16 protein-coding genes are annotated in these 20,088 nt (G+C 71.6%); 9 read left to right on the top strand and 7 right to left on the bottom strand.

Annotated elements, in window-relative coordinates; translation table 11 throughout:
• Positions 1 to 763: 763 nt before the first annotated feature.
• Complete coding sequence (locus tag KGS77_RS13630) at positions 764 to 4,138, top strand: molecular chaperone Hsp90 (RefSeq protein WP_242581308.1); 3,375 nt, start codon at positions 764 to 766, stop codon at positions 4,136 to 4,138.
• Positions 4,139 to 4,335: 197 nt separating this feature from the next.
• Positions 4,336 to 5,109 carry a calcium-binding protein gene (locus KGS77_RS13625; protein WP_242581306.1) on the top strand — a complete coding sequence of 258 codons (774 nt, stop codon included), beginning with the start codon at positions 4,336 to 4,338 and terminating at the stop codon, positions 5,107 to 5,109.
• An 80-nt stretch (positions 5,110 to 5,189) separates the two neighbouring features.
• On the opposite strand, the gene KGS77_RS13620 is transcribed toward KGS77_RS13625, so the two are convergent.
• Both KGS77_RS13620 and KGS77_RS13615 read right to left on the bottom strand, forming a co-directional pair.
• Positions 5,190 to 7,649 carry an HAD-IC family P-type ATPase gene (locus tag KGS77_RS13620; RefSeq protein ID WP_242581304.1) on the bottom strand — a complete coding sequence of 820 codons (2,460 nt, stop codon included), beginning with the start codon at positions 7,647 to 7,649 and terminating at the stop codon, positions 5,190 to 5,192.
• Positions 7,650 to 7,756: 107 nt separating this feature from the next.
• Entirely contained in the window at positions 7,757 to 8,041 is a 285-nt protein-coding gene (locus KGS77_RS13615; protein WP_242581302.1) for a DUF2530 domain-containing protein, read from the bottom strand.
• 270 nt (positions 8,042 to 8,311) lie between these two features.
• Here KGS77_RS13615 and KGS77_RS13610 point away from each other — a divergent pair, with 270 nt between their 5' ends.
• The 4 genes from KGS77_RS13610 (at position 8,312) to thpR (ending at position 12,542) form a co-directional block, all read left to right on the top strand.
• Positions 8,312 to 9,781 (top strand): NCS2 family permease, encoded by a 1,470-nt coding sequence (locus tag KGS77_RS13610; RefSeq protein ID WP_242581300.1) that lies wholly within the window; start codon positions 8,312 to 8,314, stop codon positions 9,779 to 9,781.
• A gap of 233 nt (positions 9,782 to 10,014) precedes the next feature.
• A complete protein-coding gene (locus KGS77_RS13605; RefSeq protein WP_242581298.1) occupies positions 10,015 to 10,476 on the top strand; it encodes a MarR family transcriptional regulator in 462 nt (153 codons plus the stop codon).
• Between the two features lie 28 nt (positions 10,477 to 10,504).
• A complete protein-coding gene (locus KGS77_RS13600) occupies positions 10,505 to 11,923 on the top strand; it encodes an MFS transporter (RefSeq protein ID WP_242581296.1) in 1,419 nt (472 codons plus the stop codon).
• A gap of 10 nt (positions 11,924 to 11,933) precedes the next feature.
• Complete coding sequence (thpR, locus tag KGS77_RS13595) at positions 11,934 to 12,542, top strand: RNA 2',3'-cyclic phosphodiesterase (RefSeq protein WP_242581294.1); 609 nt, start codon at positions 11,934 to 11,936, stop codon at positions 12,540 to 12,542.
• A 247-nt stretch (positions 12,543 to 12,789) separates the two neighbouring features.
• Here the strand turns inward: thpR and KGS77_RS13590 are convergent, their stop codons facing one another.
• From KGS77_RS13590 to KGS77_RS13580, 3 genes are all read right to left on the bottom strand, one after another.
• Entirely contained in the window at positions 12,790 to 13,794 is a 1,005-nt protein-coding gene (locus KGS77_RS13590) for an aldo/keto reductase (protein WP_242581292.1), read from the bottom strand.
• A gap of 50 nt (positions 13,795 to 13,844) precedes the next feature.
• Positions 13,845 to 14,534 carry a GDSL-type esterase/lipase family protein gene (locus tag KGS77_RS13585; RefSeq protein ID WP_242581290.1) on the bottom strand — a complete coding sequence of 230 codons (690 nt, stop codon included), beginning with the start codon at positions 14,532 to 14,534 and terminating at the stop codon, positions 13,845 to 13,847.
• 152 nt (positions 14,535 to 14,686) lie between these two features.
• A complete protein-coding gene (locus tag KGS77_RS13580) occupies positions 14,687 to 14,932 on the bottom strand; it encodes a hypothetical protein (RefSeq protein WP_242581288.1) in 246 nt (81 codons plus the stop codon).
• Between the two features lie 99 nt (positions 14,933 to 15,031).
• On the opposite strand from KGS77_RS13580, the gene KGS77_RS13575 reads away from it, so the two are divergent.
• Positions 15,032 to 16,186, top strand: a complete 1,155-nt coding sequence (locus tag KGS77_RS13575; RefSeq protein WP_242581286.1) for an esterase-like activity of phytase family protein — start codon at positions 15,032 to 15,034, stop codon at positions 16,184 to 16,186.
• A gap of 480 nt (positions 16,187 to 16,666) precedes the next feature.
• On the opposite strand, the gene KGS77_RS13570 is transcribed toward KGS77_RS13575, so the two are convergent.
• On the bottom strand, positions 16,667 to 17,446 hold the full coding sequence (locus tag KGS77_RS13570) for a TetR/AcrR family transcriptional regulator (RefSeq protein WP_242581284.1): 780 nt from the start codon (positions 17,444 to 17,446) through the stop codon (positions 16,667 to 16,669).
• 95 nt (positions 17,447 to 17,541) lie between these two features.
• On the opposite strand from KGS77_RS13570, the gene KGS77_RS13565 reads away from it, so the two are divergent.
• Complete coding sequence (locus KGS77_RS13565) at positions 17,542 to 18,645, top strand: ATP-binding cassette domain-containing protein (RefSeq protein WP_242581282.1); 1,104 nt, start codon at positions 17,542 to 17,544, stop codon at positions 18,643 to 18,645.
• Between the two features lie 2 nt (positions 18,646 to 18,647).
• Complete coding sequence (locus KGS77_RS13560) at positions 18,648 to 19,475, top strand: ABC transporter permease (protein ID WP_242587457.1); 828 nt, start codon at positions 18,648 to 18,650, stop codon at positions 19,473 to 19,475.
• 165 nt (positions 19,476 to 19,640) lie between these two features.
• On the opposite strand, the gene KGS77_RS13555 is transcribed toward KGS77_RS13560, so the two are convergent.
• Positions 19,641 to 19,844: a cold-shock protein gene (locus tag KGS77_RS13555; protein WP_042152846.1), complete on the bottom strand. Its 204-nt coding sequence runs from the start codon at positions 19,842 to 19,844 to the stop codon at positions 19,641 to 19,643.
• Positions 19,845 to 20,088 lie beyond the last annotated feature (244 nt).

Genomic DNA, 20,088 nt, shown 5'->3' with positions numbered 1-20,088 from the left:
TTCTGGGTGACCGTGCGCCGTGGGGTTACCCCGGTGGCGGTGTTCCCCCTTCCCCCCTTCCCCCGTGCGGGGTGCGGTTCGCCTTCGGCGGGAGGGTTTGGTGGGGTGGGCGCTTTGCGCTTGCTGGGTGGTGGGTGGCGGGGTCGGGCCTGCGGGGGTGCGTATCAAAACTGCTTCGCTTTACGTTTTGATACGCACCCCCTCCGGCCCGACCCCTCCCGTCCGGTAGCGCGCCCACCCCTGGGGGGAGGGTGGGTAGGTGGCCCTGCGTGCGGGTTGGTGCCCCGAAGGCGGCTCCTGGTGGGAACAGCACAGGGCGGGCGTACGGGAGGTCGTACCCGGCGGGGTGGCCGTACTTCGGAGGTCGTGCCCCGAAGGGGGGCACGCCACGGCGGCCGTACCGGCCGGGTCTTGGGGCCGTTAGTGGTCACGGTTGGCGGCTCGGGGACGGCCGGGCGTGGGCGTATCGGGGACTCCCCGCAGGGCCGTGTGCAAGACGCGGGCTTCCTTTTGCGGCGTACCAGCCACGCACACGGCCCGAGGAGTGGCCCCGGTGCGACCGCGCCCCACCCCACCCACCGACCGCACCGGGTCCAAGACCAAACAATCCGCACATGACCGACAAGGTCGCGCCGCAGGCATCGCGCCACACACAGCAACCACCCACAACGAACCGCCGCCCACACGCGCCACCACCGCCACAGGCACAATGCACAAGCCCCGGCGGCACAGCACCTGACAACACACGCCCTTGCAGAACAACATGGGAGAGAACGTGAGCGAACCGGTATCGGCAGACCCCTTCGGCACCGCACGGCTGCGGCGCGGCGTGCTGGACGCCTGGGCCGCCTCGCCGGCCCGGTTCCGGGAGGATGCCAATGCGGAGGAGGACCTCGCGCTCGGCGGGTACCGTGACCGCCTCGCCGTGGAGTTGGCGCAGAACGCCTCGGACGCCGCCGCCCGCGCCGGCGTCCCCGGCCGGCTGCGTCTGACGCTGCATCCGGCGCAGGGAAACGATCCCGCGGTGCTGGTCGCGTCGAACACCGGCGCGCCCCTGGACGCCACCGGCGTCGAGTCGCTGTCGACGCTGCGCGCCTCCGCGAAGCGCGAAGAGGGCACCGTCACGCCGGTGGGCCGCTTCGGTGTCGGCTTCTCGGCGGTGCTGGCGGTCAGTGACGAGCCCGCGCTCATCGGCCGTACGGGCGGTGTGCGCTGGTCGCTCGCCGAGGCCCGGGAGCTGACGCATGCCGTCGCCGCCCACAGCCCCGGCCTCGGCGGCGAGCTGCGCCGCCGGGACGGCCACGTACCGCTGCTGCGGCTTCCGCTGCCCGCCGAGGGCTCCGCCCCGGACGGCTACGACACCGCGGTGGTGCTGCCGCTGCGCGACGCCGCGGCGCAGGACCTGGCGATGCGGCTGCTGGCCGGCATCGACGACGCGCTGCTGCTGACGCTGCCGGGACTGGCCGAGGTGGTCGTCGAGACGCCGGAGGGCGTACGGGAGTTGCGGCGCAGCCAGGACGGGCCGCATGTGCTGATCGAGGACAGCGAGCGCGGCGCCACGCGCTGGCGGGTGGCGCGCCGGGGCGGGGCGCTGACGCCGGAGCTGCTGGCCGGGCGGCCGGTGGAGGAGCGGTTGCGGCCGGTGTGGTCGGTGACCTGGGCGGTGCCGGTGGACGGGGACGGCGCGCCGCTGCGGCCGACGACCGCGCCGGTGGTGCACGCGCCGACGCCCACGGACGAGCCGCACGGGCTGCCCGGGCTGCTGATCGCGTCCTTCCCGCTGGAGCCGACCCGCCGCCATGTCGCGCCCGGCCGGCTCGCGGATTTCCTGGTGGAGCGGGCGGCCGAGACGTACACGGAGCTGCTGGGCGCGTGGGAGCCGGTGTCGGCGGGGCTGCTCGACCTGGTGCCGGGGCCGCTGGGGAAGAGCGAACTGGACGGGAGCTTGCGCCGGTTGGTGCTGGAGCAACTGCCGCGGGTGCGGTTCCTGCCGAGCGCGGCGGCGGTCGGTGGGGCAACGGACGGTGCGGTGGCGGACGGCGGGGCGGCGGACGCCGGCGTCGCGGAGGAGGCCGGGGAGCGCGCGGACTGGGACGGGGAGCGGGCGCAGGAGAGGCCGCACGTCCTGCGGCCGGTGGACGCGGAGCTGGCCGAGGGAGCCGGGGCGGCGACGGTCGCGGTGCTGGCCGAGCTGTTCCCGAGTCTGCTGCCGGCCGGGCTGGAGCGGCGCTCCGAGCTGCGGTCCCTGGGGGTCGCCCGGGTACCGCTGGGCGAGATCATCGACCGGCTGGCGGGTGTCGAGCGCTCGCCCGGCTGGTGGTGGCGGCTGTACGACTCGCTGGCCGGCACCGACCCGGACCGGCTGAGCGGGCTGCCGGTGCCGCTGGCGGGTTCCGTGGGCGGGGAGCCGGAGGCGTACGAGGAGACGGGTGCGGCCGGGGAACCGGCGATCCGGCCGGGTGGCGGCGTACGGACCGTCATCGGTCCCCGTCAGGTGCTGCTGCCGGTTCCTGGCGACGGCGCGGAGCCGAACGGTGGGGCGGGCCCGGACGACCCGGCCGCCCGGCACCGTACGCTCGCCCGGCTGGGGCTGAAGGTGGCGCACCCCGACGCGGTGCATCCGCTGCTGGAGAAGCTGGGGGCGACCCCGGCCACGCCGCGCGCCGTGCTGACCACGCCGCAGGTGCGGGCGGCGGTGGCGGCGTCGCTGGACGCGGAGGAGGACTTCGGGTTCTTCGCGGACGGCCCGGCGGACGGCCCGGCGGACGGTCCGGTGGGGGCCGAGGAGCTGGCGGAGACCGTGCTCGGGCTGGTGCGGGAGGCGAACCTGGCGCCCGGTGACGAGCCGTGGCTGGGGGCGCTGGCGCTGCCGGACGAGGACGGCGAACTCGCGCCCGCGGGGGAGCTGGTCTTTCCGGGGAGCGACTTCGAGCGCGTCATCCGGGAGGGTGAACTGGCGGCGGTGGACGCGGAGCTGGCCGAGCGCTGGGGTGAGCAGCCGCTGACGGCCGTGGGCGTCCTGGCGGGCTTCACGCTCGTACGGGCCCAGGACGTGGTGCTGGACCCTGACGAGCTGGAGCCGCGCGAGGGGGACTACACCGAGCCGGACGACGTGGGCGTGCTGGACGCGGTGGACGTGTGGTGCGAGGACGTCCTGGACGGGCTGCCGGAGACCCCCGTGCCGCCGGTGGCGACCGAGATCGTCGCCGTACGGGACCTGGACCTGGTGGACGACGACGCCTGGCCGCAGGCGCTGGCCATGCTCTCCCGGCCGCCGCTGCGGGACGCGCTGACCGCGCCGGTGCGGGTGCTGCTGCCGGACGGGACGACCGAGTCCGTACGGCCCTATACCGCGTGGTGGCTGCGCGGGCACCCTGTCCTGGACGGCCGGCGCCCGGCGGGTCTGCGGTCCGCGGGCGGCGATCCGCTGCTGGCCGGGCTGTACGAGGCCGCGGACGCCGGCGAGGTGGACGCGCAGGTGCTGCGTGCCTTGGGTGTACGGACCTCGGTCGCCGCCCTGCTGGAGGAGCCGGGCGGCGCGGCGGAGCTGCTGGGCCGGCTGGCGGACCCGGAACCGGAGGTGGCGCCGGGGCAACTGCACGCGCTGTACGGCGCGCTGGCGGAGCTGGACCCGGAGCAGGTCACGCTGCCGGACGAGGTGCGCGCGGTGGTCGACGGGTCGGTGCGGGTGGTGGACGCGGCTCGGGCGGTGGTCGCCGACGCGCCGGACGTGCTGCCGCTGGCCGCCGGGGTGCCGCTGCTGCCCGTACGTCCGGACCGGGCCGCCGAGCTGGCGGAGCTGTTCCAGGTCCGGCGGCTGAGCGAGGTCTTCGCGGCGCCGGTGCGCTCGGAGGGGACGCGGCACGAGGTCCCGGACGCGGTCCGCGAACTGCTCGGCCCGGCCGCACCCGAGGCGTACATGGAGCACGACGAGCTGGTGGTGGACGGCCCGGAGGGGCGTACGGAGCTGGACTGGCGCCGGGAGCCGGACGGCACGTTGCACGCGGCGACCCTGGAGGGCGTCGCGGCGGGCCTGGCCTGGGCGGCCGGTCAGTGGCCGCGCCGTTTCGAGGTGGCCGCGCTGCTGGAGGACCCGGAGCGGGTGGACGAGCTGGCCGAGGCACGCTGGTTCGACTGAGGGGCCGGGACAGGGACGAGCCGGGGCTGGGCCGTGTCGCGGTTGGGCTGTGACGCGTGATTCACGTGTGATTTAAGTGGCTCGTGAAGAAATTGTTAATAGCTGTGAAAATTGTGCGACGAATCGTACAGTTGAGCCACTTGTTGCGCGTGGTGCATTTGGGCGCCACGCGCACTCTCATCCTGTGGGGGATACACATGCGCAAGAGCGCGTCCGTCGCCGTGCTCGCTTCGACCGCCGCCCTGTGTGCGCTGGCCGCTCCGGCCGCGCACGCCGACAAGATGAAGGGCGACACCCGGATCACCAACCTGACCGTCAACGGCGGCAAGGACGTGGTGGTCGGGGCCGGCGACAAGTCCGTCAAGGTCTCGTTCAAGGCCACGGACCGTTCGGGCATCTACCGCCAGTACGGCGGTGTGGGTCTCCAGCTCTGGCGCGGCACCGCCTTGAAGAAGGCCCAGGCCGCGATCCGGGCCGACCTGAAGTGCTCCTACACGCGTACGTCCGCCACCTGCTCGGCGACCGTCAAGCTCGGAGCGCTCTACCCGCTGTACAAGAACGAGCTGGCCGGCACCTGGAAGGTGCACGCCTGGGCCATCGGCAACGACGGTGACATCTGGCAGAAGTTCTCCGCGAAGACCTTCTCGGTCAAGCGTGCCGCCTCCATGTCGGCCGCCGCCACCCCGAAGCCCGCGAAGAAGGGCCAGGACGTCACCGTCTCCGGCTCGCTCAAGCGGGTGGACTGGAGGAACGGCCAGTACTCCGCGTACGGCCACCAGAACGCCACGCTCCAGTTCCGCAAGAAGGGCGCCAAGGCGATCACCAACGTCAAGACCGCCAAGGCCGCCGCGAACGGCTCCGTGAAGCTCAACGTCAAGGCGAGCGCGTCCGGTGACTACCGCTGGTCCGTGGCCGGCAACGTCACGACCCAGGCCGTCACTTCGGGCTGGATCTACGTCGAGGTCCGCTGACCCGACGCGTAAGCGGATGAGCGAGGCCGGCGCGCGCGCCGCGCCGGCCTCGAACGGCCCGCAGGTTCCCGGACGGTCACTCAGTCCGGGAACCTGCGGGCCGTCCAGCGCCAGGTGAACTCCAGCGCGACCGCCGTCACGGCGGCGATGCCCACCGCTGCCCACGGCATGGTGGTGCCGACCAGCCGCAGGGCGAAGAAGTGCTGGAGCCAGGGCGTGACCAGCACGACCAGGAAACCCGCCGCCATCGCCAGCACCAGACCGATGCGCCACCAGGTGTAGGGGCGGGCGATGATCGCCAGGACCCACATGGCGGCGAGGAAGAGGGTCAGTGTCGCCGCGCTGGTCTCGGCCGGCAGCGCGTCGGGGCCGGTGTAATGGGCGCGGGCGATCATGTACGTGACGAAGGCGGCGACGCCCGTGATCAGGCCCGAGGGGACCGAGTAGCGCATCACCCGCCGGACGAAGTGCGGCTTGGCGCGCTCCTTGTTGGGGGCCAGCGCCAGGAAGAACGCCGGGACGCCGATGGTCAGGGTCGACAGCAGCGTCAGGTGCCGGGGCAGGTAGGGGTAGGGGATCTGCCAGCAGGCGACCAGGATGGCCAGCAGCACCGAGTAGACCGTCTTGGTCAGGAAGAGCGTGGCCACGCGGGTGATGTTGCCGATGACCCGGCGGCCCTCGGCGACCACCGAGGGCAGGGTGGCGAAGCTGTTGTCCAGCAGCACGATCTGGGCGACGGCCCGGGTCGCTTCGGAGCCCGCGCCCATCGAGACACCGATGTCCGCGTCCTTCAGGGCGAGTACGTCGTTCACGCCGTCGCCGGTCATCGCGACGGTGTGGCCGCGTGACTGGAGCGCCCCGACCATCTCCCGCTTCTGCTGCGGGGTGACCCGGCCGAAGACCGTGGCGTCCTCCAGCGCACCCGCCATCTCGTCCTTTTCGGAGGGCAGTTCGCGGGCGTCCACGGTCGACCCGGCGCCCGGCAGCCCGAGCTTGCCGGCCACCGCGCCCACCGAGACCGCGTTGTCGCCGGAGATGACCTTGGCCTGGACGCCCTGCTCCTCGAAGTAGCGCAGCGTCTCGGCGGCGTCGGGTCGCAGCCGCTGTTCGAGGACGACCAGCGCGGCGGGCTCCACCTCCCGCGCCACGTCCGGGTCCTTGAGGCCACGGTCGGTGCGGGCCAGCAGCAGTACCCGCAGGCCCTGGGCGTTGAGCTCCTCGGTGTCCGCCAGCGCCGGGTCGCCGGAGGGCAGCAGGACGTCGGGGGCGCCCAGGAGCCAGGTGGTGCTCTGCCCGTCGGCTCCGTCCTTTCCGCCGGCCCCGCCGTCCCCGTCGGCCTCGCGCAGGGCCGCGCCGCTGTACTTGCGGGCCGAGGAGAAGGGGAGCGCGTCGGTGCGGTGCCACCGGCCGGAGTCGGGGTAGGCGTCGATGATCGCCTGGAGGGAGGCGTTGGGGCGTGGGTCGGACGCGCCGAGGGCGCCCAGCACCTCCTTGATCCGCTGCTCGTCGCAGGAGTTCAGCGTCCGCAGTTCGCCGACGTCCATGCCGCCCTCGGTCAGTGTGCCGGTCTTGTCCAGGCAGACCACGTCGACCCGGGCCAGCCCCTCGATCGCGGGCAGCTCCTGGACCAGGCACTGTTTGTGGCCGAGCCGGATCACGCCGACGGCGAAGGCCACGGAGGTGAGCAGGACCAGCCCCTCGGGGATCATCGGGACGATGCCGGCGACCATCCGGCGTACGGCGGCGTCACCGGGCATGTTCAGCGTGAACAGGTGGCTGAGGATGAGGCCGATCGCGGTGGGGACCATCATCCACGTCACGTACTTGAGGATCTTGCTGATGCCGGTACGCAGCTCGGAGTGGACGAGGGTGAAGCGCGACGCCTCCTCGGCGAGCCGGGCCGCGTACGCCTCGCGCCCGACCTTGGTCGCGGTGAACGCGCCGCCGCCCGCCACGACGAAGCTGCCGGACATCAGGGTCTCGCCGGTCTTCTTCAGTACGGGGTCGGCCTCGCCGGTCAGCAGGGACTCGTCGACCTCCAGGCCGTCGGTCTCCAGCACCTCGCCGTCGACGATCACCTTGTCGCCGGGCCCGAGTTCGATCACGTCGCCGAGGACGACCTCGGAGGTGGGGATCTCGGCCGTCTCGCCGTCGCGCCGTACCTTCGGTCTGGCCTCACCGATGACGGCGAGGCTGTCCAGGGTCTTCTTGGCGCGCAGTTCCTGGACGATGCCGATGCCGGTGTTGGCGACGATGACGAAGCCGAACAGCCCGTCCTGGATCGGCCCGACGATCAGGATGATCACGAACAGTACGCCGATGATGGCGTTGAAGCGGGTGAAGACGTTGGAGCGGACGATGTCGGAGGTGGAGCGCGAGGAACGTACGGGGACGTCGTTGACCTCGCCTCTGGAGACCCGCTCGGCGACCTCGTCGGCGCTCAGGCCGGGGTGTCGCGGCTGATCGCCGGCGTCCTGGCGGGCGGCCGGTCCGCCGCCCGTTCCGGGGCCCTCGACTTCGGTCCTCGCCCGCTGCGTCATGCTTTCGACGGTACGGGCGACAGGGACAATTCACCCGTTGAACGGAGAGACGAAGGCGGTGGCGGTTCTTACCCGCTCTTACCCGCGGACCGCTCAACCCCGGTGGCTCAGGACGCGTCCGCGCGGTCCGGCAGCCGGTCCGCCGCCTGTGCCGCGGCGCGCTTGATGGCGGCGTCGCGCTTGCGTACGTACCAGATGCCCAGCAGTCCGAGGCTGCCGCCGGCCAGGCACGTCCACACCCACCAGGTGTGGTGGTTGTCGGCGAACCAGCCGTAGAAGGGGAGCTGGGCGAGGAAGAGCACGAACCAGATGATCGTGCCGCCGGTGATCGTGCCGACGACGGGGCCCTCAAGAGGCGCCGGGGCCTCACGCAGCTCGGACTTCTTCCACATGGGGTCAGCTTACGTGGCGGGGGTGACACGGAGGGGGGCGGCCGTCCGGCGGTGGACGGCCGCCGGGTGACGGCTGCCCGAACGCCTCAGGAGTCACAGGGGTCTACGCGCGGAGATAGCGATCATCGACTTGTTTATTCATACTGAACCTATCCGGATCCGACTGGTTTGATTCGTGTGATCATCCAATCTGATCCGGTTGTTCACGTTTGTGTTCCGGGCCGTTCAGGCCCCCGCGCCTCCACAGGCCCGTACGACTGAGGTCCTCGCATGTCCCCCTCGGCCACCAAGCCGGTCGACACCGCCAAGATCCCGGGTCCGCAGCAGCCGAAAGGCGGGCTGGACCGCTTCTTCAAGATTTCCGAGCGGGGGTCGACGGTCTCCCGTGAGCTGCGCGGCGGCCTCGCCACGTTCTTCGCGATGGCGTACATCGTCGTGCTGAATCCGATCATCCTCGGCGCCGGCCAGGACAAGTTCGGACACCACCTGGACAACGCCCAACTCGTCACGGCCACCGCCCTGATGGCGGGGCTGTCCATCATCCTCATGGGCGTCATCGGCAACGTACCGATCGCCGTCGCCGCCGGGCTCGGCATCAACGCGGTCGTCTCGCTCCAGCTCGCCCCCAAGATGAGCTGGCCGGACGCGATGGGCATGGTCGTGCTCGCCGGTCTGGTGCTGATGATCCTGGTCGCCTCCGGCCTGCGGCAGCGCGTCATGGACGCGATCCCCGGCGGGCTGCGGCGTGCCATCGCGATCGGCATCGGCCTGTTCATCGCGCTGGTCGGGCTGGTCGACGCGGGCTTCGTCAGCCGCAACCCGGACGCCGCGCACACCACCGTGCCGCTGGCGCTGGGACAGGGCGGCCAGCTCCAGGGCTGGCCGGTGCTGGTGTTCGTCGTCGGTCTCGCGCTGATGTTCGTGCTGACCGTACGGAAGGTCAAGGGCGCGATCCTGATCGGCATGGTCGCGATGGCGGTCGCCGCCGTGATCATCAACTCCGTGGCCACGATCCCGGACGCGAGCTGGGGCCTGGCCGTGCCCAACGTGCCGGACAAGATCGTCGGCGCGCCCGACTTCGGGCTCATCGGGCAGATCAGCCTGTTCGGCGGCTTCAAGGAAGTCGGCGTGCTGACCGGCTGCCTGTTCGTCTTCACGGTGCTGCTCTCGGGCTTCTTCGACGCGATGGGCACGATCATCGGCGTCGGCGAGGAGGCCGGGCTGACCGACAAGAACGGCAACCTGCCGGGCATGGGCCGGATCCTGATGGTGGACGGCATCGCGGTCGCGGCCGGCGGTGCCGGCTCGGCCTCCGCCAACACCTGCTTCGTGGAGTCCACGGCCGGCGTCGGGGAGGGGGCCCGTACGGGGCTGGCGAACCTCGTCACCGGCGGCCTGTTCCTGCTCGCCCTGGTCTTCACCCCGCTGGCGACCGTGGTGCCCTCGCAGGCCGCCACGCCCGCGCTGCTGGTCGTCGGCTTCCTGATCATGTCGGCGAACATCAAGGACATCGACTGGAGCGACTTCACGATCGCGATTCCCGCGTTCCTGACGATGATCGCGATGCCGTTCACCTACAGCATCACCAACGGCATCGGCATGGGCGTGCTGGCCTTCATCCTGCTGCGCACGGCCACCGGCCGGTTCAAGGAGATCCCGTGGCTGCTGAACGCCGTCGGGCTCTGCTTCCTGGTGTACTTCCTGCTCAACCCGATCGAGCAGGCGCTGGGCGTGAAGTAGCCCCGCGGCGGCCACGTCGGCCGATGCCCGCAGCCGCCCCGACGAGCGTCCGGACCGAGAGGTCCCGGGCGCTCGTCCTGCGTTGTGCCGCGCCCGTCACCATGGTTGCCGTGACGTTCCGGCGGGCTGCCAGGTGTCTCCTGTGCCGCTGCGTCCTCACTCGTACGGGTGATAAACGCGGGGCCGTACCAACAGACTTTCTTTAGAGAGGGTAATGAGTTATGCTAAAGACCATGCCGGAACTGTCCTTCCCCCAGCCGGTCGGCTGGGAGGTGCCCGACGACGCCGCCGCGGTGAACGCCCTGCGGTCCGCCGTGATGCGGCTGTCCCGTCGGCTCAAGCACCAGCGGGTCGACGAGTCGCTCAGCCCCACGGAGATGTCGGTGCTGGGCACCCTCGCCCGCTGCGGCCGTGCCACGCCGGGCGAGCTGGCCCGCAAGGAACACGTACAGCCGCCGTCGATGACCCGCATCGTGGCGATGCTGGAGGCCAAGGGGCTGGTCCGGCTGGAACCGCACCCCGACGACCGGCGCCAGAAGGTCGTCACCCAGACCGAAGAAGCCGAGGCGATGCTCGAAGAGAGCCGCCGCCGGCGCAACGCATGGCTGACCGAGCTGGCCTCCGGGCTCGACGAGGAGGAGTGGGCCGCACTGCGGGCCGCGGCCCCCGTGCTGGAGAAGCTCGCCCAGCTATAAGAAAGAGAACCAAGGAGGCGAACCCACTTTGAGTACGGGATCCGGAGCAGACTCCGCCCCCGCACCGAACTCCCACCACGACTCCGCCGACGCCGCCGGCCACGGCACCGCGGACGCCCCGCGCACGAGCACCACACGCAAGGGCACCCCGCGCAAGGGCACCTTCAGCTCCCTGCGCGTACGCAACTACCGGCTGTTCGCCACCGGACAGGTCGTCTCCAACACCGGCACCTGGATGCAGCGCATCGCCCAGGACTGGCTGGTCCTGAGCCTGACCGGCTCCTCCGCCGCCGTCGGCATCACCACCGCGCTGCAGTTCCTGCCCATGCTGCTCTTCGGGCTGTACGGAGGCGTCCTCGCCGACCGGGTGTCCAAGCGCAAGCTGCTGCTGATCACCCAGACGGCGATGGGCCTGACCGGCCTGTTCCTCGCCGTCCTCACCCTCACCGGCCACGTCCAGGTCTGGCACGTCTACGCGATGGCCACCGTCCTCGGCCTGATCACGGTCGTGGACAACCCCTCCCGGCAGGCATTCGTCGTGGAGATGGTCGGCCCCCGGGACCTGCCCAACGCCGTCAGCCTGAACTCCGCCAACTTCCAGTCGGCCCGGCTGATCGGCCCCGCCGTGGCCGGCGCGCTGATCACCGCCGTGGGCAGCGGCTGGGCGTTCCTGCTCAACGGCCTGTCCTTCGTCGCGCCGGTCGCCGCCCTGCTGATGATGCGCACCGGCGAGCTGCACCGGATCGAGCGCGCGCCGCGCGGCAAGGGGCAGCTCCGTGAGGGCCTGCGCTATGTCGCCGGCCGGCCGGACCTGATCTGGCCGATCGTCCTGGTCGGCTTCATCGGCACCTTCGGCTTCAACTTCCCGATCTGGCTGACGGCCTTCGTCGACCGCGTCTTCCACGCCGACGCCGGTACGTACGGCCTGCTCAACACGCTGATGGCGGCCGGTTCGCTGGCCGGCGCGCTGCTCGCGGCGCGGCGCGGCACCTCGCGGCTGCGACTGCTGGTGGGCGCGGCGCTGGCCTTCGGGACCCTGGAGATCGCCGCCGCGCTGGCGCCGTCCTTCTGGGGCTTCGCGCTGCTGCTCGTCCCGATCGGGATGTTCGGCCTGACGATCAACGTCACGGCCAACTCCAGCGTGCAGTTGGCGACCGACCCCGCGATGCGCGGACGGGTGATGAGCCTGTTCATGATGGTCTTCATGGGCGGTACGCCGCTGGGCGCGCCGCTGGTCGGCTGGATCACCGACGCCTACGGGGCGCGCACCGGCTTTTTGGCCGGCGGGCTGGTCTCGGTCGCCGCGGCGGCGGGGGTCGGCCTGATGCTCGCCCGGGTGGGCGGCCTCCGGCTGAAGATCGATCTGCGCCGTGGCCACCGGCATGTGGCGTTCGTGCCGCGGGCGGAGAACGAGCCCGCGCCGGAGAAGCTCGCGGCAGCCGCGTAAGACTGGCCGTATGAGACTGTTCTCCGCTGTGCTGCCGCCCGAAGGAGCAGTGCGGGAACTGGCCGCGGAAGTGGCCGGGCTCCGCACGCTGCCCGGCGCCGACCGGCTGCGCTGGACCGGGCGGGCCGACTGGCACTTCACCCTCGCGTTCTACGGGGAGGTACACCCCGAGCTGCTGCCCGAACTGTGCGAGCGGCTGGCTCGGGCGGCCCGCCGCCACCCGCCGTACCCGCTGCGGATCGCGGGCGGCGGGCGGTTCGCCGACCGGGTGGTGTGGGCGGGCGCCGAGGGCGGCCGGCCGGCGATGGGCAGGCTGGCGGACTCCGCCTCGGCCGCTGCCCGCCGGGCCGGGGTGCCGATGAAGGAGCAGCGCCCGTACGCCCCGCATCTGACGCTGGCGCGCAACCGTACGGCCGGAGTGGACCTGCGCCCGTTCGTGGCGGGCATCGAGGGGTTCCGGGGGCAGGAGTGGACGGTGGGGGAGCTGGTTCTCGTACGGAGCCATCTGCCGGTGGACGGGGTGGCCGGGCAGCGGCCCCGGTACGAGACGGTGGCGGCCTGGCCGCTGGGGAACCGGGACGGCCGGTTACGCTCGAAGGGTGGACCCCAAGACTCGTAACCGGATCATGTCCGGGCTCTTCGCCGTGCTGCTCGTCGTGGTGATCGTGGCGGCGGCCCTGCGCTGAGAACGTGCTGTGCACTGAACGTGCTGTGTGCTGAACGTGTTCTGCACCGAACGCTATGTGTGCTGATAGTGCCCCCGTACAGAGAAGGCACCTCGCACTGAGCACGCGCCCCGCGCCGTCAGCCTCGTAGGTGCCGGTCGTCCTCATGAGCGCCGGCCGCCGCCACGGCCACGTCCGGTGTCACCAGGCGAACGCCTCCGGTGACGGCCCGGGCCCAGGGAAGATCTCATCGAGCGCGTCCAGCAGCTCGGCCGGCAGCTTCAGTTCGACGGCGCGCAGCGCGGAGGCGAGCTGGTCGGCGGTGCGCGGCCCCACGATGGGCCCGGTCACGCCGGGACGGGTGAGCAGCCAGGCCAGCGCCATCTCGCCGGGCGCCAGCCCGTGCTTGTCGGCCAGGTCCTCGTACGCCTGGACACGCGCCCGTACGGCGGGGTCGGCCAGCGCCCCGGCCGCGCGGCCACCGGAGGTCGTACGGCCCGCGACACCCTCGCGCTCCTTGCGCAGTGCGCCGCCCAGGAGCCCGCCCTGTAGCGGCGACCAGGGGATGACGCCCAGCCCGTACGCCTGCGCTGCCGGGATGACCTCCATCTCGGCGCGGCGCTCGGCGAGGTTGTACAGGCACTGCTCGCTGACCAGCCCGTAGCTGCCGCGCCGCGCGGCGGTCTCGTTGGCCTGGGTGATGTGCCAGCCGGCGTGGTTGGAGGAGCCGGCGTACAGGATCTTGCCCTGCTGGACCAGGACGTCGATCGCCTGCCAGATCTCGTCCCAGGGGGTGTGCCGGTCGACGTGGTGGAACTGGTAGAGGTCAATGTAGTTAGTGCCCAGGCGCTTGAGGCTGGCGTCGACGGAGCGGCGGATGTTCAGCGCGGAGAGCCGGTCGTGGTTGGGCCAGCTCTCCTGCCCGTCCGGGCTCATGTTGGCGTAGCACTTGGTGGCCAGGACGGTCTTGTCGCGCCGCCCGCCGCCCTTGGCGAACCAGGAGCCGATGATCTCTTCCGTACGGCCCTTGCTCCCGCCCCAGGAGCCGTAGGCGTTGGCGGTGTCGAAGAAGTTGACGCCCGCGGCCAGCGCGGCGTCCATGATGGTGTGGCTGTCCGCTTCGTTCGTCAGCGGGCCGAAGTTCATCGTCCCCAGGACGATACGGCTGACCTTGAGTCCGGTGCGTCCGAGCTGCGTGTACTCCATGGAGGCCAGCCAACGCCCTGGAGCGTGCTCGAATCAAGGTGTAGGCGCCGTCAGGAGAGCCGCGGCTCGTAGGGACCGCCCACCTCCCACGCCTGGTGCATCGTGTCGGCGAAGGCCGCCGCCAGCCGGTGCTCCCCGGACGGCGAGGGATGGGTGCCGTCGTAGGTGTCGCGGTCGATGTCGTACCCGTCCGGCGTGGAGGCGAGCAGCAGCGGCGAGGCGGGGGTGGACAGGTCGGCCACGGCCTTGGCCAGCAGCTCGTTGAAGCGCTCGCACTCGGTGGCGAAGGCGGGGTCGTTCAGGGCCCGTACGTTGGGTATGACGGGCATCAGTACGGCGCGTATCCGCGGGTTGGCCTCCCGGGCCCCGGCGACGAAGCGGCGTACGTTCTCGATGGTCTGCCCGGAGTCCGTGTAGAAGCCGAGGTCTATCAGGCCGAGCGAGATCAGCAGCGTGTCGGCCCGGTGGCGGCGGACGGCGTCACCGATGAGCGGTGCCATGTGGAACCAGCCCTCGCCCCAGCCGGCGAGGTGGCGGCGGGCGTGCCCGGGGAACGCGGGGTCGCCGTAGTCATGGGAGACGGGGAGGTCGGCGGAGGTGTCGTGGAGTTCGGCGCGGGGACCCACGATGCGGTACGGGCCGCCATAGGTCCGGTTCAGGTGCTGCCACATGCGGTAGCGCCAGGTGAAGTCGCCGGCGCTGCCGATGGTCATCGAATCGCCGACGAACATCAGAAACATACTGCATTCAAGCAGGTGGGCCGGGCGCGCCGGCAACCGCGCCCGGGCCGGCGCCGGATGCCCGCGCGCTCAGCCCGTACCTGTACCCGTACCCGTACTCGTGTCCGTACCTGTACCTGTACCCGTGTCCGTACCGTACGGCCGCACGCCGCTCACCCCCTGCCCCAGCGGCCCGCGTACATCCGGCGGTGTTCCTCGGCGGGCTCGAAGCGCTGCCGGCAGCCGGAGCACCACCAGACCCAGTCCCGCGGGCCGCGGTGGAGGTCGGTGGTGTCCTTCCACAAGTGCCGCGGACCGGGGCAGACCGGACAGTCGGGAGGCGTACGGGGCAGGGCTCGCGGCGCCCTCGCCGTACGGGGCGTAGGCGTTCTCGGATCGACGGGGCCGGTGGGTGCCATGCGGGCAGCATGGACGCCGCCCGGCCCCGGCGCCCGGTTCCCGCCGCAGAGCCACTCCATCGTGGGATGGCCGGCCCGCGGGAATGGCAGGCTTGGACCATGCGATCGCTACTGTGCGCGGCCGGTGCCGCGGGGCTCCTGCTGCTGTCGGCCGCCGCGCCGCCCGCGACGGCCGCTGCGGAAACCTCCGCTGCGGGAACTTTCGCTGCGGGAACTTTCGCTGCGGGAACTTTCGCTGCGGGAACCTCCGCTGCGGGAACTTCCGCCGCGCTGACCTCCGCGCCGGAAACCGACGGATTCACCATCAAGGACCCGCGGATCACCGAGTCCAGCGGCCTGGCCGCCAGCCGTGCGCACCCCGGTGTGTACTGGACCCACAACGACAGCGACGACGGCCCGTACGTCTACGCCGTCGACTCCAGGACCGGGCGTACGGTCGCCACCGTCACCCTGCGCGGCATCGGCACCCCGCGCGACGTCGAGGCCGTCTCGGTCGGCCCGGACGGTTACGTCTACGTCGGCGACATCGGGGACAACCGCGGCGGCACGTGGAGCCATGTGTGGATCTACCGCTTCCGCGAGCCGGCCCGACTGCGCGACCAGGCGCTCCCGGCGGCCCAGTTCACGGTCACCTACGACGACGGCCCGCGTGACGCGGAGTCGCTGATGGTCCACCCCGTCACCGGCCGGGTCTACATCGCGAGCAAGAAGCAGTCGGGCGGCGCGCTGTACGAGGGGCCGCAGCGGCTGTCCACCTCTGGCGGCAACGTCTTCCGGCGCGTGGCGGACGTCGACCTGTGGGCGACGGACGGCGCCTTCTCGCCGGACGGCTCACGGCTGGTGCTGCGCGGCTACTTCGGCGCCCGGATGTACCGCTGGCACAACGGGCGGCCGAAGGACATCGGGAGCGTGGGCGTACCGTTCCAGCGCCAGGGCGAGTCCGTCTCCTTCACCCCTGACGGCCGGACGCTGATGTTCGGCTCGGAGGGCGCGTCCAGCGAGGTCCAGCCGGTGGGCCTGAGCGGCAACCAGATCCCGGACGGAGCCGCGAAGGGCGGCGCCACCGGCTCGTCGGGCTCCACAGGGCAGCCGGGCTCCTCCGGCCCGTCGTCCAGCCCGGGGAGCAACGCCGGCAAAGGCGGCGGCAGTTGGGCCGGCACGGGCCCGACCGGCAACGTCCTGCGCGGCGCCGCGGTCCTCGGCGTCGCGGCCCTCCTGATCCTCGGCCTCCGCAGACTCCTGCGCCGCCGCTGAGGCCGGTGCCGGGCCCGCAGCGGTGGCACCGGGCGGCCGGCGCGGACGAACTGGCAGCATGGCGGGCATGGTTACGGTTGGTGGGGCCCTCGGTGGTGTCGTTCTGCGCGCGGGCGGCGAGCCGGACGCGGCGGCACTGGCCGCGATCGACCCGGTCGCGGCCGGCGGTGACGCGGCGCGGGGTGCGCATCTGCGCGAGTGGTGCCGCAGGGGTGTGCTGACCGCGGCCGAGGACCCGTCCGGGCCGCTGGGCTACCGCGTACTGGAGTACACGTTCTTCGGGCAGGGTTTCGTCACGATGCTGATGGTGGCCGAGGCCGCCGTTCCACCTCGCGCCACGGTGTCCGGACGGGTACGTGGCGCGGCCCCCCGTCCCGGCCCCGCCCGTGAGGTGAGCGGCGGGCCGTACCGCCTCTACAAGCGCCCTACAGGACTACAGGCCGAAAGGCCCCACAGGCCCAGGCTCTACAGACTCAGGCCCTATGGGCTCTTTGGGCGGCCCGGCCCCCGGCGCTCGATGAAGGCTGACAGGCCGTCCAGGAGGCCCTTCAGGCCCAGTTCGAAGATCTCGTCGTCCTCCTTGTCGCCGAAGGCGAAGGTGTCCTCGGCGAGCGCGGCGAGGTGGGGGTAGCGGCCGGTCTCCATCGCCTTGATCATGACGGGTTCCTGGGCCTTCCAGAAGTCCTCGTCGCTGATGCCGGTGCGCTTCTCGGCCTGCGCGGAGTTCAGGCGGGTGCGGGCGTGGCCCGTGACGAAGGCGTCCACGGCGACCAGGACCTGGAACTTCTCGCGGTCGGTGAGGCCGGTGCCGGCCAGGCCGGTGAGTGCGAATTCCAGTCCGGTCAGGGTGTTGGGCCCCAGGAGGGGGCGGGCCTGGTCGACCTGGAGCAGCCAGGGGTGCAGTTGGTGGAGCCGGCGTCCGCCGCGGGCGACCGACTCCAGGACGGTGCGCCAGCCGTCGGAGGGGTCCGGGTGTGCGTCGGGGTCGAACTCGACGATCTTGTCGAGCATGAGGTCGAGGAGTTCGGCCTTGCCCGGTACGTACCGGTACAGGGACATCGTCCCCACGCCGAGTTCGGCGGCGACCCTCCGCATGGAGAGCGCACCGAGCCCCTCGGCGTCGGCGACCGCCACGGCGGCGTCGACGATCCGGTCGAGGGACAGCGCCGGCTTGGGCCCTCGGCTGGGCCGTTCGCCCAGGCCCCAGAGCAGTTCCAGGCTCCGCGATATGTCGCCGTCACCGCTGTGTTCTGTCGTCATGGTGCGGCCCATCCTAAGTCGCGCAAAAAAACTGGGTACTTTGTACGCGGAATGGAGTACGGTGTACCCAGTTTCGGGGAGGAGTCATGAGAACCGTGAAATCCACGATGCCCAAGCGCCCCAAGGGCCCTGATAACCCCAAGAGCCCCTTATCCGCCGCGAGTTCCGGCCCCTCCAGGAGGGGCACCGGGGCGGCGGACGAGGCGGTCCTCGTTGAGGGGCTGGAGAAGCGGTACGGCGACAAGCGGGCGTTGGACGGCCTGGACCTCGTCGTCCGCGCCGGGACCGTGCAGGGCCTGCTCGGGCCCAACGGCGCGGGCAAGACCACCGCCGTGCGCGTCCTGGCCACCCTGCTGCGCCCGGACGGCGGGCGAGCGGTGGTCGCGGGCCACGACGTGGTGCGCGAGCCGGGGCGGGTGCGCCGCCGGATCGGCCTCACCGGCCAGTACGCCGCCGTCGACCAGATCCTGACCGGCCGCCAGAACCTGGAGATGTTCGGCCGGCTCTTCCACCTGGACGGGCGCCGCGCGCGGGCCCGCGCGGCGGAGCTGCTGGCGGGATTCGGGCTCGGTGACGCGGCGGACCAGCAGGTCAAGACGTACAGCGGAGGCATGCGGCGCCGACTGGACCTGGCCGCCGGCATGATCCTGGCGCCCGACGTCCTCTTCCTGGACGAGCCGACCACGGGACTTGACCCGGGCAGCCGCAACGAGGTGTGGGAGTCGGTGCGTTCGCTGGTCGCGGCGGGCACGACCGTACTGCTGACGACCCAGTACATGGACGAGGCGGACCAGTTGGCCGACCGGATCGCGGTCATCGACCACGGCCGGACGATCGCGGAGGACACCCCGGCGGGGCTGAAGCGGGAGATCGGCGGGGACAGCGTGTACGTGGTGCTGCGGGACGCCGCGGACCTGCCGCACGCCGTACGGACCGTCGGGCGGGTGACCGCGGCGGGCACCGGACCGGTGACGGAGGAGGCGGAGCGACGGGTGAGCGCGCCGGTGAGCGACGGGGTGGCGGCGCTGACCGAGGTGGCGCGCACCCTTCAGGACGAGGGGGTGGGCGTGGCGGACATCGGGCTGCGGCGGCCCACGCTGGACGAGGTCTTCCTGCGGCTGACCGGACACCGTACGGCTGCCGGAACGGGCGGCCCGGAGGCCGGCGCGCGGCGCGGTGCGAAGGAGGAAGTGGCGTGACCATGGACACGAGCCCGGTCCCGGCTCTGGACGGCCTTGGGCGACGGGTCTACTGGGCCGTCGCCGACTGTCTGACCATCGTCCGGCGCGACCTGACCCACCTGGCCAAACAGCCCGCCAACATCGCCTGGCAGCTCGGCTTCCCGATCATCTCCGTCCTCCTGTTCGTCTACGTCTTCGGCAGCGCGATGGAGGTGGGCGAGGGCGTCGACTACACCTCGTACGCGATGCCCGGGATGTTCGCCATGACGATGTCCTTCGGGTTCATGAACACCGCGATGCTGGTGGCGGTCGACAAGGACCGCGGCGTCACCGACCGCTTCCGCTCGATGCCGATGGCGCCCTCGGCGGTGGTCGCGGGCCGGGGCGTCTCCGACGTCATCGGCTCGGCCCTGGACCTCACCGTGCTGGCGTCGATCGCCCTGGTCGTCGGCTGGCGCCCGGACGGCGGCCTCCTCGCCGCCATCGGGGCCTTCGGCCTGCTGCTGTTCCTGCGCTTCGCGCTGATCTGGCTCGGGGTCCTGCTCGGCCTGCTGGTCCCCAACCAGGAGGCGGCGGGCAACCTCTTCGCGCTCGCCTTCCCCTTCGGGATGATCTCCAGCGTGTTCACCCCGCCCTCGATGATGCCGGAGTGGCTGGGCGCGATCGCGATGTGGAACCCGGTCTCCTCCACGGCCAATGCGATCCGCGAGCTGTTCGGGAACGCGGTTCCGTCCGGCGGGAGCTGGATCGAACAGCACGCCGTACTGATGGCGGTGGTCTGGCCGGTGCTCCTCACGGCGGTCTTCCTGCCGCTTTCCGTACGGCGCTTCCAGCGGCTCAGCCGCTGACCGGGCCGTTGACCGGGCCGTTGACCGGCGTAATTCGGCCACCGGACCGAATTCCGATCGCCTTCCCGCCGGAAAACGACGGAAAAGGCCGGGGCCCGCTTCCCGGAAAGGGAAGCGGGCCCCGGCCCCCGGTCTCGCCGACCGGGCAGGTGATCAGGCAGGTGATCAGGCAGGCAGGATGTTCTCGGCCTGCGGGCCCTTCTGGCCCTGCGTGACGTCGAAGGTCACCTTCTGGCCTTCCTGGAGCTCACGGAAGCCCTGGGTGGCGATGTTCGAGTAGTGGGCGAAGACGTCGGCGCCGCCGCCGTCCTGCTCGATGAAGCCGAAGCCCTTTTCAGAGTTGAACCACTTCACGGTGCCGGTTGCCATGTCGTTCTCCTTCGTTGGGAAGCAGTGCCGGATGCCACCTGGTGTGGAATCCTCGTCGCCGCAATGCGCCCAGCCGGAAAAGACCGGCATAACAAAAATGCACCTGAGGGTCACATCCCGTCAGGTGCACAAGTTCATGGGTACCAAAACTGCAACTGAAATCAACGTAGCACGGATCCGCCCCGAGTGGAGGTTTTTGCAGGTCGCGTGGTACCCAAATGCCGTACGCCCGCACATCCGGCCG

The sequence above is a fragment of the Streptomyces sp. MST-110588 genome (assembly GCF_022695595.1).
GTDB lineage: Bacteria > Actinomycetota > Actinomycetes > Streptomycetales > Streptomycetaceae > Streptomyces.
The sequence above is the reverse complement of the archived record's forward strand: the minus strand, read 5'-3'. Positions and strand labels throughout refer to the sequence as shown.

What these genes read in the sequence shown, in the direction of transcription:
- KGS77_RS13590 (WP_242581292.1), bottom strand. Translation starts at nt 13,794, where the DNA reads ATGGAGTACACGCAGCTCGGACGCACCGGACTCAAGGTCAGCCGTATC.
- KGS77_RS13620 (WP_242581304.1), bottom strand. Translation starts at nt 7,649, where the DNA reads ATGACGCAGCGGGCGAGGACCGAAGTCGAGGGCCCCGGAACGGGCGGC.
- KGS77_RS13610 (WP_242581300.1), top strand. Translation starts at nt 8,312, where the DNA reads ATGTCCCCCTCGGCCACCAAGCCGGTCGACACCGCCAAGATCCCGGGT.
- KGS77_RS13615 (WP_242581302.1), bottom strand. Translation starts at nt 8,041, where the DNA reads ATGTGGAAGAAGTCCGAGCTGCGTGAGGCCCCGGCGCCTCTTGAGGGC.
- KGS77_RS13555 (WP_042152846.1), bottom strand. Translation starts at nt 19,844, where the DNA reads ATGGCAACCGGCACCGTGAAGTGGTTCAACTCTGAAAAGGGCTTCGGC.
- KGS77_RS13575 (WP_242581286.1), top strand. Translation starts at nt 15,032, where the DNA reads ATGCGATCGCTACTGTGCGCGGCCGGTGCCGCGGGGCTCCTGCTGCTG.
- KGS77_RS13605 (WP_242581298.1), top strand. Translation starts at nt 10,015, where the DNA reads ATGCCGGAACTGTCCTTCCCCCAGCCGGTCGGCTGGGAGGTGCCCGAC.
- KGS77_RS13570 (WP_242581284.1), bottom strand. Translation starts at nt 17,446, where the DNA reads ATGACGACAGAACACAGCGGTGACGGCGACATATCGCGGAGCCTGGAA.
- KGS77_RS13625 (WP_242581306.1), top strand. Translation starts at nt 4,336, where the DNA reads ATGCGCAAGAGCGCGTCCGTCGCCGTGCTCGCTTCGACCGCCGCCCTG.
- thpR (WP_242581294.1), top strand. Translation starts at nt 11,934, where the DNA reads ATGAGACTGTTCTCCGCTGTGCTGCCGCCCGAAGGAGCAGTGCGGGAA.
- KGS77_RS13585 (WP_242581290.1), bottom strand. Translation starts at nt 14,534, where the DNA reads ATGTTTCTGATGTTCGTCGGCGATTCGATGACCATCGGCAGCGCCGGC.
- KGS77_RS13630 (WP_242581308.1), top strand. Translation starts at nt 764, where the DNA reads ATGGGAGAGAACGTGAGCGAACCGGTATCGGCAGACCCCTTCGGCACC.
- KGS77_RS13560 (WP_242587457.1), top strand. Translation starts at nt 18,648, where the DNA reads ATGGACACGAGCCCGGTCCCGGCTCTGGACGGCCTTGGGCGACGGGTC.
- KGS77_RS13580 (WP_242581288.1), bottom strand. Translation starts at nt 14,932, where the DNA reads ATGGCACCCACCGGCCCCGTCGATCCGAGAACGCCTACGCCCCGTACG.